Below are 14,417 nucleotides of genomic sequence, written 5' to 3'. Positions count from 1 at the left end.
TCAGATTCCTAAATCCACATTTTTATCCATAAACTTTTGCAATCGCTCCCACACGGCGTCGGGCGTGATGCAGGCGTAAGCTTCGCCGTTGGTCATATCCGGCGTAGCACCCAGCTCCCAAGCGGTAATGCCTTCGGTCGGAATATCGTTCTGAGGCAGCCATTTGGCTTTGCTTATGTTGGGCGCGAACACCACGAACGAGGGTTTGCCACAGGCGTGTACCACGTGGCGGGCTCCGCCTTCATTGCCGAAATACATTGTTGCGGCCGAACAGAGGGCCACCAACTCGCGCTGACTGCGGGCTTCTACTTGGATAAAAACGTTCTTCGGACGGCCCAACTGCTCATAGACGCGCAGCGCATTCTCCTTCTCCCGACCGGGCGCGTAGTTGAAAATGAATTGAAGATTGGGCCATGTCTGTATCATCCGACGCAACACTTCCGTCATTCGATCTTCGTCCCAAGTCTTACTAAGCAATTTACCGGTGACGCCGACCAGCAGAATGGGGCGTTGCAAGTCGACACCCTCAGCGCGAAGATAAGCCTGATAGCGTGCTTGTTCCTCATCGCTGATGTGGAGCGAGAAGGTGGCGTCGCGTGGAATGGGCGCTATTGCCGCAAGTGGTCGCAGGAAAGACAGATTGTGGTCTATGATATTTTGGTCGGAGCGACAAGGTTCGACTGTATGATTGTAGAACGATAAGGCGTGGGGCTTGCGCAGTCCGACGCGAAAGCGCGACCGTAGCGAGAAAAGTACGAAGGGTAGGGTGTTGGGAGTGGAGCGCATGTCGATAATCACGTCGTAACGATCCCGACGAACCGTCTGCCACACCTTGTGCAAATAGCGCCATAGGCTGTGACGTTCGTCATAACTGAAAGGAATTATGTGGTCGATGGCAGGATGTCCTTCAAAAAGCGGACAGAGATTTTCGTTGAGCACAAAGTCGATGGTGGCGTCGGGAAACATACGGCGAAGCGCATTGAGCACTACGGTCGAAAGAATGGCGTCGCCCATCTGGCGAAAGCGGATAACGAGAATATTCATACGATGTGACGAATCAAAATAACTGATTGGAATCATCGCTAAAAAACAATAGCGAACTTTTACTTTTTTACAATTCTACACGATAGGAAACACTATGCTTCTTCAAGTATTTGGTCCAGAACTTACGGCGTGCGGACAGGATAAGACGCTCGGTCTCATTGACGTCATAGCCACGAGCGGTGGCATAACCGCGGCCCAAAAGCATGAAGAAACGGATGGAACCCCACAGGCGAGCGAAGTTGGCGCATCCCTGTTGCTTGCTAACCGTGCCGAAACGCAGGCGGTTGATATCGACCAAAGAGAATACAAACTTGCCATCGGGCAGGCGATCCCACAATATATTGCCCGGAGAATAATCGAGATGCATGATTCCGGCATTGTGGAGGCGGGCCGTATAGCGGGCAAAAGCACTACAGAAATCCTCGTAGGAGCCTTTCTTAGCTCGCCCAAACTGATACATATCGTTAGGGTAGGGGCATTGCAGACTGATGAAATAGCTGTAACCGAGCAGGCCCATGTGGCGTTCTTCGATATAAGCTACCGGTTCGGGTGTTTCAAAACCGGCCTCCCGAAGCAGTCGGGGATATTTCCAAGCCCGCTGTCCCTTGGGTTTGCGGATGCCAAGAGAATAAATCAACAGGTTGATGTGCGCCGGACGGCAATAGCGTTTCACGTTAAGGATGGTGCCATCGGGTGCCGTGAATTTCTTGATAAGATTACGCTTCCCCCCATAGACGTGTTCGCCTTCGGCCTCGAAGCGGGCGGGAAGAGCCTCGAGCCACGCCTGTAAGTGAGTGTATTTGGGGTTGATCTTCATATCGAAGTTAGTTTTGAATTTCTTTTTATTATACTTATTAAGTTTATAAGGTTGATTCGTTCACATCCATTTGAGCGGCTTAGGTTGTTCTCGGAATATTCTTTCCACCTACCACTTCAAAGCGCTTGTCAAACTCTTCTTTGGTGCGTTTCCAGCGGTTGTGCGTCCACAGATAGTAGCGTGGTTCACGACGAATAGTCGTTTCGAGCATTTGGAAGAAGCGAGTGGTGATGCCATGCTCGGGCATATCATTGGGACTGCGGGTGATAAGATGATAGGTGGCAGTGTAATAACCACGGCGCGGACGACTCATTTCTACATAGAACACGGCGTTGTTCATCTTGCGCATAATGCGTTCGCCGCCTGTGAACACCGGTGTTTCGGGATGATTGAGGAAGGGTAGCCACAAATGGATGTTCTTCCACTTAGGCCCTTGGTCGCTGATGTAGCCGAAGATAGACATAATACCACGACGGCGGTAATCGACAAGGTAGCGCAGGATGTCTTGTTTTGGAATGGGAATACCGTTCTTCTCATGCGAACGGATACGACGGTAGAGATTATCAAAGGTCTTATTGCGCAACGGATGATATACTAAGCCCGTTACGCGACTTTCATCGAGGTCGATTCCCACGCACGAAAGCCATTCCCAATTGCAGTAATGTCCTAAAATGGCCGCCACGTTCTGGCCCTCGCGAAAGCACTGTTCTACCTGTTCGGAACCGATGGTTTGGAACCGACGCCGCAATTCACTATCGCTGATGGACAAGAGTTTGAGAGCCTCGAAGAAGTAATCGGCAAACCATCGGTAGAAGTCGCGCTCAATACTTCGGATTTCCTTCTCGCTCTTCTCGGGAAACGAGCTTGTCAGGTTGCGTCGCACCGTACTTCTCCGATATCTGAAGACATAATAGAGCAACAGATACTCGAAGTCGGCCAGTACATAGAGCAGGCGCAACGGCAACAACGAAAGCATGTAGAACAACTTAAGCATAGATTTAAGCCTGCATATCGTGCAACTTCTTATAATACCCATCCTTATTGATGAGGCTTTGGTGGGTACCACGCTCCACGATACGGCCCTCGTGAAGCACGCATATCTCATCGGCGTTCTTGATGGTAGACAGGCGATGGGCGATAGCCACGGTGGTGCGCGTCTTCATTAGTCGCTCCAAAGCATCCTGAACGAGCCGTTCGCTCTCGGTGTCGAGTGCCGAAGTGGCTTCGTCAAGGATCAGTATGGGCGGGTTCTTTAGGATGGCACGCGCAATACTTACACGCTGACGCTGCCCTCCCGACAGCCTTCCGCCACGGTCGCCGATATTGGTATCGAAGCCTTGTTCCGATGCCATGATGAAGTCATAGGCATTGGCTATCTTGGCCGCTTCTATGATTTGATCCTCCGTAGCGTTGTCTACGCCGAAGGAAATGTTATTGCGGAATGTGTCGTTAAATAAGATTGCTTCTTGATTAACGTTACCGATGAGTTGGCGAAGATCGTGCAAACCAAGGTCGCGCACGTTGATTCCATCTATCAATACCTCACCTTCCTGCACGTCGTAATAACGTGGAATCAGGTCGACAAGCGTACTCTTACCCGATCCACTCTGACCCACCAAGGCCACGGTCTTACCCTTGGGAATGATGAGGTTAATGTTCTTGAGCACGTAAATGAGCGGTTCGCCCTCGCCCGATGATGACGAACGGTAGGCGAAACTGACGTTACGAAATTCTATCTGATGCTCAAAACTACTGATATGGGTGGGATTTTCTTTCTCTTTAATATCAATTTCGGCCTTCAATATCTTGTCTACACGTTCCATCGAGGCCAGTCCCTTCGGTATGTTATATCCCGCTTTGGAAAACTCTTTCAGCGGATTGATGATACTATAAAGCAGCGTCATGTAATAGATAAACGAAGGCCCATCGATGGTTTTATTGCTCAACACGAGAATACCACCGAACCACAGCACGACAACAATCATCACCGTACCCAGAAACTCGCTCATAGGGTGGGCCATTTGCTGACGAATATTCACCCGCATGATGTCACTTCGATAGGCCGAATTGACGCGATCGAAGCGGCGGTTCATCTTTTCCTCGGCACAGAAGGCTTTGATAATGCGCAAACCACCAAGCGTTTCCTCCACCTGACTCATCGTATCGCTCCACAAGGCCTGCGCTTTGATGCTCCGGGCCTTGAGCTTGCGTCCCACCAATCCCATGAACCAACCGAAAAGGGGCACGAAAACAATGGTGAAAATCGTCAACTGCCACGACAGTAATACTAAGGCCGAGAAGTAGATAACGATAAGAATAGGGTTCTTGAAAAGCATGTCAAGGCTCGACATAATAGAGCTTTCTATCTCCTGCACGTCACCACTCATGCGGGCAATGATGTCGCCCTTGCGCTCTTCACTGAAGAAACCGATGGGCAACGCGTTGATTTTCTGATAGAGTTGGTTACGAATATCGCGCACCACACCTGTACGAATGGGGATAATCGTGGCCGAAGAAAGGAAGTAGGCGGCCGTCTTGAGCATGGTCATGAAAGCCAACATGAGGCCGATGATGAGCAATGTGGTGGTGGCACCCCAGCTGTTGACAAGCTGACTCACATAATAGTCCATGTTGTTCATCAGCGAATCCTTCAGGTTACTGAGCGTAACGGGCATGAGCGACGTAGCACTCTGTCCATCGCCGGTCTTGAAAAGAATACTGAGCATGGGTATCAGCGTGGCAAAAGAGAACACGTTCAATATGGCCGAAAGGATATTGAAGAACACGCTCCACGCCAAGTAACGCTTGTAGGGCGGCACAAACCGAAGGAGAACTTGAAGGAATTCTTTCATGAAATGGCTTTTTAAAAGGGCCTGACGCTACCTGTCGGGGTCAGACTGAATTATATTTCTTCGCCAAACAACGTGGCACTGGTGGAGCCGGTGATTCTTACTTTCACCAGCTCGCCTATGTGGCGGTTGCCCTTAGGGATGATAACGGCCTTGTTCTGTTCGGTTCGTCCCATGAGATGATTACGATCGCGCTTGGCAAAACGCTCAATAAGTATCTCAAATTCCAGGCCCTCATCCTTCTTGTTTTGCTCGGCACTGATTTCCGTTTGCAGCTGAATGAGCTTGTTCAGGCGGGCCACCTTCTCCTCTTCGGGTACGTTGTCGGGCAGGTGTTTGGCCGCATAAGTGCCGGGACGTTCGCTATATTTGAACATGAATGCCGAATCGAAACCTACTTCCCTGACCAAACTGAGCGTCTGCTCGTAGTCCTCGGGCGACTCGTCGTGGTAGCCCACGAAGATGTCGGTGGTGAGTCCGCAGCCCGGAATGATACGGCGGATGGCCTCTACCTTACTCAAGTAGTCCTCGCGGGTGTACTTGCGGTTCATCACGCGCAACGTGGCGTTGCTACCACTCTGTGCCGGGAAATGGATATGGTTGCAGAGATTGGGTTCGTCGGCGATGGCATGGAGGATGTCCTCGGTCATGTCTTCGGGGTTCGACGTGGTGAAACGCACGCGCATATCGGGCACGCTGCGGGCCACCTTGCGCAGCAGTTGGGCGAACGAAATGCCGTCGGCCGGTCGCTTGCCGTTGGGCAACAGGCCGTAGGAGTTGACGTTCTGACCCAGTAGCGTCACCTCCTTGAAACCCTTGTCGTGCAGGTCGCGCACCTCTTTCAAGATACTCTCCACGTCGCGGCTGCGCTCCCGTCCACGGGTATAGGGCACAATGCAGTAGTGACAGAAGTTGTTGCAGCCGCGCATGATACTCACGAAGCCGCTCACCCGGTTGCCGCCGATACGCTGCGGAATCACGTCGCGGTAGGTCTCGGTGGTAGAGAGTTCCACGTCGGCCGCGTTATGCCCCAGCTCGCACTGCGCGATCATCTCGGGCAGATTGAGGTAGGAGTCGGGGCCGCACACTAAGTTGGCGTGGTGGTTCTGTATCAGGTCGTCCTTCACGCGCTCGGCCATGCAGCCGAGAACGCCGAGGATGGGTGTCGGATTGGCGCTTTTTTGTTCGGCGGCTCGCTTCTTCTGCAGCGCGTGGAGGGTGTCGAGGCGATGGTAAATCTTGTTTTCGGCATTTTCACGAATACTGCAGGTGTTGAGGAAGACAGCATCGGCCTCTTCCTCCGTTTCGCATATCTCGTAGCCGGCCATCTGCATCACAGACGCCACCACTTCGCTGTCGGCCACATTCATTTGGCAACCGTAAGTTTCGATATATAGTTTCTTCATATTTACTTATTGTTTGAAATAGAATCATCCAACCGGGCGTTATGAACGTCGCCGTCCTTTGACCGGATTGGGATAAATCTTCATGAAAAGCCAGAAAGTCAATACTCCCGTAGGCAATCCTGCAAAAGCATCAACGGCGTAATGGGCCTGAATATAGACCGTAGCCAGACAGAGCAGGATGTAGAACGGAGTCATCAGTAGGAGCAAACGATAATTGCGTGCCCACCCAATGAGCAGCATGCAGACCGTAGAAATGCCCACGTGCGAACTGGGAAAGGCTGCCGTTGGTCGCTCTCCGGCGGCCTTGGCGTCTTCTACCAGATGATAAAACAAGCCATCCTGATAACCCGGACTGGGCAAACAATCCTGGTGAGTATTAAAATAATCGTGCACATTGGGGAACACACCGCGAGCAATATCGCCCATTCCTACGGCCTTGTAATAAAAGGTGGGGCCCACGACAGGCACCAGTACGAACACGACATAGTAGGCAAAAAACGACGCGATGAGCACGAACGTTGCCCGATGAAAATCTTTATAGCGATAGAAAAAGAAATATAGTCCTGTCAGCGCTATCATCGGATAGTAGGCGGCATAACCCATATCCATGAGTTCGCTCACTATATACGACGGAAAACGCTGAGCAAAGACCAGCGCCGGCTGATAACCGAAGAGCCATTGGTCGGCCCAAGCAAACTCATGGTCAAGATTGGGCAGCACGCGGTTCAGCTCATACGTATCGGGATACCACCAGGCCAGCAGTGCAAACTGTGCCATCACCCGAATAAACATCACCAACCGACAGGGCAACAGCCTGTAACTGGCCCACAAACCTGCCGTCATAATGCCCACTTTCAGCCGATCCCATATCATGGATTCGGGGTTTTCGAGGCGCGTAAAAGTGAAAAGCACCATCAATAACGTGAACATCATGTAGCCCAGTACGGCCCATTCCAAAGGGAGTAGGCCGCGTCGGGGAGAGGATTCTATCTTGAATAAATCTTTAATGATCATAACCAGTGGTTCTCCTGATACCAACGGATGGTGAGGTCGGTGCCTCGTTTCAGGTCGTAATGGGCATGATAGCCCAGTTCATCCATCGTCGGTTCTATGTTGCATCGCCAGTTTCGCTGGCGCAGAATATTGTATTTATCGTTGTTGAGCGCCGTCATGCGCCCTGTTATGTGTCCCCAGTATTCCCCGATTCTCGTCACGAGGCGCAACACCCACAGCGGTGCTTTCACCTTAACGCGGAACGGACGTCCCAGCGCTTCGTAGATATAATCGCTGAAATCACTGCTCTGATAGATGTTACCATCGCTCAAGAAGTATTTCCGACCGTTCATTCCGTGGTCGAAAGCCAGAAAAACGGCCTGCACTACGTCCTCTACATACACGAAAGTGATGTCCTGTCGGCGGAATCCCACCGAGAAATCCATGTGTTGTTTGATACTCTTGGCCATCAGGAAATAGTCCTTTTCGCGCGGCCCATAGACCCCCGTGGGTCGCAACACGATATAAGGAAAGTCGTTGCCGATGCTGTCGAGATAGCGTTCGGCTTCGAGTTTGCTCCGCCCATAGGCCGTATTGGGCCGTGGCAGATCGTTTTCGTCAATCTCCTGATAGGGTTGTTGCTCACGGATGGCACCAAAAACACTGAGGCTACTCAGGTAGATAAAGCGCTTGAGGGGCATATTAAGTGCCAGCAAAGCATCTACAAGATGCTTCGTTCCCTCGGTATTGATACGGAAAAAGTCGTCCGTATGCAGGCATTTGGTAGCTCCGGCGGCATGCACCACATAGTCGAAATGATGGCCCCGAAGCTGCTCCCGCAGCGTGTCCGCGGAAGAAAAGTCGAGTTCAAGTAAATGAATACGTGAATCCTGAAGGTATTGACGCGAGCTACTTTTCCTAACTCCGGCCCATACCTCCATGCCTCGGCGCAAGGCTTCTTCGACTACAAAACTGCCGATGAAACCACTTGCGCCCGTCACTAATAAGTTCAAGTTCATTCTATCTTATACGCGTATAATCGGCAAAGATAACGATTATTCCACGTTTACGCTATAAACAACCCTCTTTTTTTAATATTATTATGTGAGAAGAGGGGCGGATATGCTTGGCTTCACTGATAACTGGAAAGAAAACTCTATTTGGGAGTAATCGTACCACTTCATATCAAATAGATAAAACTCACGCGTCAAAGTATCTTTTTCATTTCTTCAGTTCCCCGTTCTCTTTATTTTCATTCTCTCTCGCTTCTTACCACAAACACGCTTCGTGGCTCCATGCCATTGAGTTTCATCAATACCCAGCGGTCGATCAACGAACTCTGGCGCACCGATTTGCGCATTTTCGCCCTGTAAGCATACGAACGTGGATTCTTGGGCACGGGTTTCATGAAGCGGCGGTAGATAGTTTCTACCATATAAGTAAAGGTCAGACTGCATCCACGGGCGTCCTTCACGTCGCACACCATGTAGACATCGTTAATCATTTCCACTAAGTCGGTCGAGGTACTTTTCCATGCAAGCGGCGTAGTGTCGTTGCCGCTCATCAGTTCCATAACGAGTTGCCGCATCTCTTGCAGAGCCTCTTCCTGCAGCGGCCTAAGTTCCGATTTCCTGAATGTATGTACGCGCCCCTGATACATCATTGTTACATTTCCGTCTTCCATTATCTCTATGATTATAATAAGGATTTGTGTGTTATTTTCGGGTGCAAAGATAATGGCTTTCACGGAAATATTATTTCAGCAAGACTTCGCGAGATATTAAAAGATAAAAAATTGACCTACCCCGGCCATTGGGGTAGGTCTTTCTTATTTTCCAAACATATCCTGGCAAGCCTTCCAACCGAACTGCTTGTAGAGTTGGTTGAGTTTGCCTTCGCGCTGCTTGAACGAGTTGTAATCTTTCTTCGCGTTCTCGGTCCAACCGGTCTCAGCCATGGCGGCCAAGCGCGGCAGCAACTGGTATTCGGCCAGTTCCTTGCAACCGATATACTCGGTCCACAGGTTCACCTGCACACCCTTGACGTGCTTCTTCAGTGCCGGCGTGGCATCGTCGGGCACGGGGTTGTAGCTGTAGGTTTTCTCCACGGGCAGATTACCGCCGATGAGCAAGATGTCGCGGCTCTTGTTCTGATAATAGTCTAAGTAGTAGTAGTCCGTTGGCGACATGATCGCGTCGAGTCCGCGCTCGGCAGCGGTGATACCGCCGGCCACGCCGCGCCAACTCATGACGGTGGTTCCCGGCTCTACATCACCCTCCAGAATCTCGTCCCAGCCGATGACGTTGCGTCCCTTGCTCTCTAAGTGCTTGGCCACCTGACCGAGGAAGTAACACTGCAGCTGTGCCTCGGCCGTGAAACCGTTGGAGCCCTTGAGACCTAAGCGCTTGATTTCGGCCTGACAGCGGGGGCATGACTTCCAACGTGTGCGGGGAGCCTCGTCGCCACCTAAGTGGATATACTTCGACGGGAATATCTCAATCAGTTCGTCGAGCACGTTGTTCACGAACTCATAGGTCTTGGGATTGCCGGCGCAGAGAATGTCATCGAACACGCCCCACTGCTGAGCCACCTTGTAAGGACCACCCGTACAGCCCAATTCGGGATAAGCCGCCAGCGCTCCAAGCATGTGACCGGGCATGTCTATCTCAGGAATTACGGTGATATAACGCTCTGCCGCGTACTTCACGATTTCCTTCATGTCTTCCTTTGTGTAGTGACCGCCGTAGGGAGTGCCGTCGAACACGGGCGAATTGTGACCTACAACGGTCTGATCGCGCTTCGATCCCACTTCGATCAGCTTCGGATAGCGATCGATTTGCACGCGCCAACCCTGGTCTTCGGTCAGATGCCAGTGAAAAACGTTAAGGTTGTGCAGGGCCAACATGTCCACAAACTCCTTCACAAATTCGAGATTGAAGTAGTGACGGGCGCAGTCGAGCATCGCGCCACGGTAGCCAAAGCGAGGCTGATCGACGATGCGGGCGGCGGGCAGGCTCACGCTCTGAACCTTCTCCAGCGGCAGCGACTTGCGCAAGGTCTGTATGCCGTAGAACACGCCCTGCGGCGTCTTGCCCTCGATGGTGAGACCCTTGGCCTTCACGGTGATGACATAGCCCTCTTCGTTGGCGATTTTGGCATTGAGCTTCAGCGTGATAGCCGCGCCCTTCTTGTCCACTCCGCTGGCTTCTATGCCTGTAGCCTCACGGATATACTGCTTCAGGAAGGCGGCGTTGCGCAGCATGGCTTCGTCCGCGCTTGCCACGTAGACGGCCGTATTGCCATCAAGCACGAAAGCGGCGCCTTTCTCAGCGGTAATACTCTGCGGCAGCGGCACCACATGGTAGTTCACGTCGGCAGCCTGCAACGACAGCGACGCCATGGCGATAGCCACGGAAAGTAATGTTTTTTTCATGTTTTGGTTGATTGAATGATTTAATTATTATTGATATTAAATATAATTGGTAATCGTCAGGGCAAATTTACGGTAAAATATCCGCAAAGCCTAAGCTTTTAATAATTTTTTTGGAGTTGTTAGGGTGTTGGGGGTGTGGGGGGGTTGTGGGGGTGTTAGGGTGTTAGGATGAATGATTACCTGTTCTATCACATTATCCAAACAAACTATTCATCCCCACACCTCCACACCCCCACAACCCCAACACAACCTAACAACCTAACAACCTAACAACCTAACAACCCCACAACCTTTTTCCCTCATTATGATTCTAATTCCATAAAAATTTGCTTTCTTTGTAAAAGAAATCGATTTTATTTAAACCAAATTAGTTATGGGAAAAGGAAAAAAGGCCGGTAAGCGCCTTACCAAAAAACAGCTGGCTGAGCAACTGATTGATTTCTTCTCGTCGCAGCCGGGCAAAACCTTAAGTTTCAAAGAAATATTCCGGACACTCAAACTCAACACGCATCCGCTCAAGATGCAGGCCATCGACCTGATGGAGGAGATGACGTGGGACGACACGCTGTCCAAGGTGTCGGACAACTCCTACAAACTGAACACCGGCGGTCAGGTGCAGGAAGGTGTTTTCCAGCGCAAGGCCAACGGCAAGAATTCCGTCATTCCGACAGACAGCGACAAACCCATCTTCGTGTCGGAGCGCAACTCGATGGGCGCGCTGACGGGCGACCATGTGAAGTTCTCGTTCATGGCCCGCCGCGTGAATCACATCAAGGAGGCGCAGGTCATCGAGATTCTCGAACGCAAGAAAGACACTTTCGTCGGCCGGCTCAAGGTAGACAAAGACATGGCCTATCTCATTCCGCAGTCGGACGTGCTGGCCCACAACATCATCATTCCACGCCGCAAGGTGAAAGGGGGCAAGACCGACGACAAGGCCGTGGTGCGCGTCACGCGGTGGCCCGACGAAGAGCGGAAGAGTCCGGTGGGTGAAGTGGTCGACATCCTGGGACAGACGGGCGACAACGATGTGGAGATGAACACCATCCTGGCACAGTACGGATTGCCCTACAAATACCCCAAGGCCGTGGAGGACGCTGCCAACAAGATCACGGGCGAGATCACGCCGAAGGACCTGGCCGAGCGCGAAGACTTCCGCAGCGTCTTCACCTGTACCATCGATCCGCGCGACGCCAAGGACTTCGATGACGCTCTCTCCATCCGCTTTCTCGACGCCAACGGCAAGGAAATAAATATGAACGGCAAAAGGCAACCGTCAACACCCAAGCTCTATGAGGTGGGCGTCCACATTGCCGACGTGAGCCACTACGTGACCGAGGGAAGCGTCATCGACAAGGAAGCTGTCAAGCGGGCCACGAGTATCTATCTCGTCGACCGCACCATTCCCATGCTCCCCGAACATCTCTGCAACTTCGTTTGTTCGCTGCGGCCCGATGAAGATAAGTTAGCCTACAGCGTCATCCTCACGCTTGACGACGAGGCCAACGTGAAATCGTCGCGCATTGTGCATACCATCATCCGCAGCAACCGCCGCTACGCCTACGAGGATGTGCAGCAACTGCTCGAAGCCAACGGCGTAGTAGACGGCACAGGAGAGCCCGCGCCCAAACCGGGAAAGAGCGGTTACAAGGGCGAAAACGCCCTGCGGCTCATCACCCTCGACCGACTGGCCAAGCTCCTGCGGGCCAAACGCTTCAAGAACGGCGCCGTGAAGTTCGACCGCGAGGAACTTCATTTCGACATCGACGACAAAGGTAAGCCCACGCGCTGCTATTTCAAGCGATCGAAGGACGCCAACAAGCTCATCGAAGAGTTCATGCTGCTGGCCAATCGCACCGTGGCCGAGAGCGTGGGAAAGGTCAAGAAGGGAAAGAAAGCCAAGACATTGCCCTACCGTGTACACGACAATCCCGACCCACAGAAGATGGAGACGCTGCGCCAGTTCATCGTGAAGTTCGGCTACAAGGTGAAGACCGACGGCACCAAGAGCGCCATGGCCCGCAGTATCAACAAGCTGATGGATGACTGCGAGGGCAAGCGCGAGGGTAAACTCATCCAGACGGTGGCGCTGAGGGCCATGATGAAGGCCAAATACACCATCCACAACATCGGCCACTTCGGTCTGGCCTTCGACTACTACACACATTTCACCAGCCCCATCCGCCGCTATCCCGACACGATGGTCCACCGGCTGCTCACCCGTTACGCCGAAGGCGGCCGCTCGGCCAACGAGAAACATTGCGAGGAACTGTGTGAGCATTGCTCCGAAATGGAGCTGATAGCCCAGAACGCCGAGCGCGACTCCATCAAATATAAGATGGTTGAATTCATGAGCGACAAGCTCGGACAGGTGTTCGACGCCCATATCAGCGGCATCACGAGCTACGGCGTCTATGCCGAAATCGACGAAAACCACTGCGAAGGCATGATTCCGATGCGTGATCTCGACGACGACTACTACGAGTTCGACGAGCGCAACTTCTGCTTAGTGGGCCGACGACGCCATCATAAGTATCAGTTGGGCGACCCCGTCCGCATCCAAGTGGCCAAGACCAATCTCGAAAAGAAACAACTCGACTTTGCTTTGGCCGAATAAACCATTTATAAACCCCTTACCTCCGGCCTTATTTTCTCCGCTGCCATCAACGGAGAAAATAAGGCCGGTACATTTTTTCTCCATATTCCTTGCTACTTTCTATAAAAAAACATATCTTTATGGCGTGAACCTACACGATAGTAGCTTACTCTTAATTTCCTACCACGATGAAAACGGCAGCGAAATACAAAGTAATAAGCCGATACACGCCATCCGAAAAGCGTGAAGGAAACGTGCAAAGCACGCTTTCTATTAATTGTTTTCGCTTATTTCCTGAAGAACACAAGTCCTGTAACGGTTCACTCACGATAAACAAATCAGCTCTGTTTTTATTCCAAAATACCAACGAAGACCCTGCCGGCATCTCCGCAACAAGGAGGTGCGGGCAGGGCCTTTTACATGAAAGTCGCTCTCCGCGAAGCAATCGTAATGAGCGAAGCGGCCACCAACCTATAACAAGTATTTTTAATCTTTACGCCCCAAGTTTCTGATACGGCGTTCCCACTCACAATGGGTCATGGAGAAACAACGAAATCATGAAAACGTATATACTCCGTAACACCTACGCGACCATCGTCGCGCTGGTCGTCGCAATGTTTCCCCTGCCTTGCCGGAGAGAATAAAGCCGGCTCACGCCACGCGGAAACGGTTCTCAATCAACTTTCATAAACATTCAAATCAACTTTTATAAACATTCGAACAAAATGAAAAAGTACATCAAACCGGAAATCAAAGCGCAACTCATCGAGTTAGAAAACCGCGTCCTCGACGACTCCATCGACGTGGGCATCAGTGAAGATCCCGCTACGGGACCGGCACTGTCGAAAGGTAACCTCTTCTTCGATGACGACGACGATGACCAGGGCACCGGCCGTTCCTCGTCATCGTTGTGGGATGATTAACGCTCTCTTTTCATCGGGAACGCCGTAGGGGCGTGATTCATCACGTTCCGAAATCCACGGGAAACAGGGCAACAACCTACCCCGGCCCTCCCAAAGGGAGGGTGCACTTCCGCATCCCACGGGGAAACAGACAACCCGGCAGACGTAGAGGCGTGATTCATCACGTTCCGAATCCACCCGGAAACGGGCGCGCCCCCGATTATCCGCAACCTATATATAATGATAAAATTTGGAAGATTTGGAAAGATTTGTGAGATTTATTCGCCTGTGGGCTCATCAACTCGTCTCGGCGAAGCCGACTGAAAAAGAGTGTCCTGCGGACAGAAATTCTACAAATCGGGACAAATCGAACAAAT

Annotated in this window: 11 protein-coding genes; 2 read left to right on the top strand and 9 right to left on the bottom strand. The window is 51.7% G+C overall.

Translation table 11 applies throughout. The features are described from left to right. From JHU38_RS09635 to JHU38_RS09595, 9 genes are all read right to left on the bottom strand, one after another. Entirely contained in the window at window positions 1–1,044 is a 1,044-nt protein-coding gene (locus JHU38_RS09635) for a glycosyltransferase family 9 protein (protein WP_158267280.1), read from the bottom strand. 67 nt (window positions 1,045–1,111) lie between these two features. Next, entirely contained in the window at window positions 1,112–1,861 is a 750-nt protein-coding gene (locus tag JHU38_RS09630; protein ID WP_107581406.1) for a lipopolysaccharide kinase InaA family protein, read from the bottom strand. Between the two features lie 79 nt (window positions 1,862–1,940). Then, entirely contained in the window at window positions 1,941–2,855 is a 915-nt protein-coding gene (locus JHU38_RS09625) for a lysophospholipid acyltransferase family protein (RefSeq protein ID WP_107581407.1), read from the bottom strand. 4 nt (window positions 2,856–2,859) lie between these two features. Then, window positions 2,860–4,713, bottom strand: a complete 1,854-nt coding sequence (locus tag JHU38_RS09620) for an ABC transporter ATP-binding protein (RefSeq protein ID WP_107581408.1) — start codon at window positions 4,711–4,713, stop codon at window positions 2,860–2,862. Between the two features lie 50 nt (window positions 4,714–4,763). Next, the gene (gene miaB / locus JHU38_RS09615) at window positions 4,764–6,116 is read right to left on the bottom strand and encodes a tRNA (N6-isopentenyl adenosine(37)-C2)-methylthiotransferase MiaB (RefSeq protein WP_107581409.1); all 1,353 of its coding nucleotides are present in this window, start codon (window positions 6,114–6,116) and stop codon (window positions 4,764–4,766) included. A 39-nt stretch (window positions 6,117–6,155) separates the two neighbouring features. After that, window positions 6,156–7,136: a phosphatase PAP2 family protein gene (locus tag JHU38_RS09610; RefSeq protein WP_199222661.1), complete on the bottom strand. Its 981-nt coding sequence runs from the start codon at window positions 7,134–7,136 to the stop codon at window positions 6,156–6,158. Next, on the bottom strand, window positions 7,127–8,122 hold the full coding sequence (locus JHU38_RS09605) for an NAD-dependent epimerase/dehydratase family protein (RefSeq protein WP_107582331.1): 996 nt from the start codon (window positions 8,120–8,122) through the stop codon (window positions 7,127–7,129). Before JHU38_RS09605 ends, JHU38_RS09610 begins: the two co-directional genes overlap by 10 nt. Window positions 8,123–8,361: 239 nt before the next feature. Further along, window positions 8,362–8,793, bottom strand: coding sequence for a hypothetical protein (locus JHU38_RS09600; RefSeq protein WP_146156984.1), 432 nt, complete (start codon window positions 8,791–8,793; stop codon window positions 8,362–8,364). A gap of 144 nt (window positions 8,794–8,937) precedes the next feature. Beyond that, the gene (locus tag JHU38_RS09595) at window positions 8,938–10,542 is read right to left on the bottom strand and encodes a beta-N-acetylhexosaminidase (protein ID WP_107581412.1); all 1,605 of its coding nucleotides are present in this window, start codon (window positions 10,540–10,542) and stop codon (window positions 8,938–8,940) included. Between the two features lie 373 nt (window positions 10,543–10,915). Between JHU38_RS09595 and rnr the strand changes: the two genes are divergently transcribed. Both rnr and JHU38_RS09585 read left to right on the top strand, forming a co-directional pair. Continuing rightward, the gene (gene rnr, locus JHU38_RS09590) at window positions 10,916–13,159 is read left to right on the top strand and encodes a ribonuclease R (protein WP_107581413.1); all 2,244 of its coding nucleotides are present in this window, start codon (window positions 10,916–10,918) and stop codon (window positions 13,157–13,159) included. A gap of 704 nt (window positions 13,160–13,863) precedes the next feature. Then, on the top strand, window positions 13,864–14,061 hold the full coding sequence (locus tag JHU38_RS09585; RefSeq protein WP_107581414.1) for a toxin PIN: 198 nt from the start codon (window positions 13,864–13,866) through the stop codon (window positions 14,059–14,061). Window positions 14,062–14,417 lie beyond the last annotated feature (356 nt).

This window comes from Prevotella illustrans (genome assembly GCF_017426725.1).
Taxonomy (GTDB): Bacteria; Bacteroidota; Bacteroidia; order Bacteroidales; family Bacteroidaceae; genus Prevotella; species Prevotella illustrans.
The sequence above is the reverse complement of the archived record's forward strand: the minus strand, read 5'-3'. Positions and strand labels throughout refer to the sequence as shown.